At 55.4% G+C, this 3,249-nt stretch carries 2 rRNA genes; both read left to right on the forward strand.

Going from position 1 to position 3,249, the window contains the following annotated elements:
- Positions 1 to 158: 158 nt before the first annotated feature.
- Positions 159 to 3,048 (forward strand): 23S ribosomal RNA (locus tag HOP52_RS19405).
- Positions 3,049 to 3,129: 81 nt separating this feature from the next.
- Positions 3,130 to 3,245 (forward strand): 5S ribosomal RNA (gene rrf, locus HOP52_RS19410).
- The last annotated feature ends 4 nt before the right edge of the window (positions 3,246 to 3,249 follow it).

Below are 3,249 nucleotides of genomic sequence, written 5' to 3' on the forward strand. Positions count from 1 at the left end.
GCGATGACAGGTTTATGACTGTCGATTGACAGTCTGCTCTTTAACAATGTGAATCATGCTGACAAGTTCTTTCCGCAAGGAAAGAACGCGAGATACGTCTCAAGCGTATCCGGCAATTGTCGTGACGTAATCGCGGACCAGACCCTTTCGGGTTATATGGTCAAGCGATTAAGCGCATACGGTGGATGCCTAGGCAGCCAGAGGCGATGAAAGACGTGGAAGCCTGCGATAAGGCTCGGCGAGGTGGCAAACAACCTGTGACCCGGGCATTTCTGAATGGGGAAACCCACCCCGCATAAGCGGGGTATCCCACACTGAATCCATAGGTGTTGGGAGGCGAACCGGGGGAACTGAAACATCTAAGTACCCCGAGGAAAAGAAATCAACCGAGATTCCCCCAGTAGCGGCGAGCGAACGGGGACCAGCCCTTAAGCTGGAGAATGGTTAGGCGAACGCGCTGGGAAGCGCGACCATAGGGGGTGATAGTCCCGTAGCCGAAAGCCTGATCCAGTGAAATCGAGTAGGTCGGGGCACGTGAAACCTTGACTGAAGACGGGGGGACCATCCTCCAAGGCTAAATACTCCTGGCTGACCGATAGTGAACCAGTACCGTGAGGGAAAGGCGAAAAGAACCCCGGCGAGGGGAGTGAAATAGATCCTGAAACCGTATGCGTACAAGCAGTGGGAGCAGACTCGTTCTGTGACCGCGTACCTTTTGTATAATGGGTCAGCGACTTATATTCAGTGGCGAGCTTAACCGTATAGGGGAGGCGTAGGGAAACCGAGTCTTAACTGGGCGACCAGTCGCTGGATATAGACCCGAAACCGGGCGATCTATCCATGAGCAGGTTGAAGGTTGAGTAACATCAACTGGAGGACCGAACCAGGATCTGTTGAAAAAGATTTGGATGACTTGTGGATCGGAGTGAAAGGCTAATCAAGCCCGGAGATAGCTGGTTCTCCTCGAAAGCTATTTAGGTAGCGCCTCACGTATCACCACCGGGGGTAGAGCACTGTTTCGGCTAGGGGGTCATCCCGACTTACCAACCCGAGGCAAACTCCGAATACCGGTGAGTGCGAGCGTGGGAGACACACAGCGGGTGCTAACGTCCGTTGTGAAAAGGGAAACAACCCAGACCGTCAGCTAAGGTCCCCAAATCCTGGTTAAGTGGGAAACGATGTGGGAAGGCTCAGACAGCTAGGAGGTTGGCTTAGAAGCAGCCATCCTTTAAAGAAAGCGTAATAGCTCACTAGTCGAGTCGGCCTGCGCGGAAGATGTAACGGGGCTAAACCAGGTACCGAAGCTACGGGCTTGCCGAATGGCAAGCGGTAGAGGAGCGTCGTGTACGCCGATGAAGGTGAGTCGAGAGGCTTGCTGGAGGTATCACGAGTGCGAATGCTGACATGAGTAACGACAAGGGGAGTGAAAAACTCCCCCGCCGGAAGACCAAGGGTTTCTGTTCGACGCTAATCGGAGCAGAGTGAGTCGGCCCCTAAGGCGAGGCCGAAAGGCGTAGTCGATGGGAAACGGGTCAATATTCCCGTACCTCACATGGTTGCGATGGGGGGACGAAGAAGGCTAGGTGAGCCAGGCGTTGGTAGTCCTGGTGAAAGTCAGTAGGCTGGGGGTTCAGGCAAATCCGGATCCCTAAGGCCGAGAGACGAGACGAACACCCCACGGGGTGGAAGTCATCGATGCCACGCTTCCAGGAAAAGCCTCTAAGCTTCAGATCATGTGGGACCGTACCCCAAACCGACACAGGTGGTCAGGGTGAGAATCCTAAGGCGCTTGAGAGAACTCGGGTGAAGGAACTAGGCAAAATGGTGCCGTAACTTCGGGAGAAGGCACGCCGCCATTACGTGAAGGCCCTCGCGGCCGGAGCGGAAGGCGGTCGAAGATACCAGGTGGCTGCAACTGTTTATTAAAAACACAGCACTCTGCAAACGCGTAAGCGGACGTATAGGGTGTGACGCCTGCCCGGTGCCGGAAGGTTAATTGATGGTGTTAGCCCTCGGGCGAAGCTCCTGATCGAAGCCCCGGTAAACGGCGGCCGTAACTATAACGGTCCTAAGGTAGCGAAATTCCTTGTCGGGTAAGTTCCGACCTGCACGAATGGCGTAATGATGGCCACGCTGTCTCCACCCGAGACTCAGTGAAATTGAAATCGCAGTGAAGATGCTGTGTACCCGCGGCTAGACGGAAAGACCCCGTGAACCTTTACTATAGCTTCACACTGGACGCTGATGTTGCCTGTGTAGGATAGCTGGGAGGCTAGGAAACCCGGACGCCAGTTCGGGTGGAGCCAACCTTGAAATACCAGCCTGGCATCATTGGCGTTCTAACTCAGGTCCGTTATCCGGATCGAGGACAGTGTGTGGTGGGTAGTTTGACTGGGGCGGTCTCCTCCCAAAGCGTAACGGAGGAGCACGAAGGTACCCTCAGCACGGTCGGAAATCGTGCAATGAGTGCAAGAGCATAAGGGTGCTTGACTGCGAGACAGACACGTCGAGCAGGTACGAAAGTAGGTTCTAGTGATCCGGTGGTTCTGTATGGAAGGGCCATCGCTCAACGGATAAAAGGTACTCCGGGGATAACAGGCTGATACCGCCCAAGAGTTCACATCGACGGCGGTGTTTGGCACCTCGATGTCGGCTCATCACATCCTGGGGCTGAAGTCGGTCCCAAGGGTATGGCTGTTCGCCATTTAAAGTGGTACGCGAGCTGGGTTTAGAACGTCGTGAGACAGTTCGGTCCCTATCTGCCGTGGGCGTTGGATGTTTGAGAAGAGCTGCTCCTAGTACGAGAGGACCGGAGTGGACGCACCTCTGGTGTTCCGGTTGTCACGCCAGTGGCATTGCCGGGTAGCTATGTGCGGACGGGATAACCGCTGAAAGCATCTAAGCGGGAAGCCCCCTTCAAGATGAGACATCCCCGAGGCCTCGAGCCTCCTGAAGGGCCCAGCGAGACCAGCTGGTTGATAGGCCGGGTGTGGAAGCGCTGCAAGGCGTTGAGCTAACCGGTACTAATGGCCCGTGAGGCTTGACCATATAACCCCAAGGGGTCTGCGCATTGCGCGCACAATTGACGGATACGCGAGACGTAGGTCAGCATGATTCCAACCGTTTTCGCCTGACGACCATAGCGAGTGGGAACCACCTGATCCCATGCCGAACTCAGCAGTGAAACCGCTCAGCGCCGATGGTAGTGTGGGGCTTCCCCATGCGAGAGTAGGTCATCGTCAGGCACTT

The sequence above is a fragment of the Billgrantia campisalis genome, from assembly GCF_022341425.1.
GTDB lineage: Bacteria > Pseudomonadota > Gammaproteobacteria > Pseudomonadales > Halomonadaceae > Halomonas > Halomonas campisalis.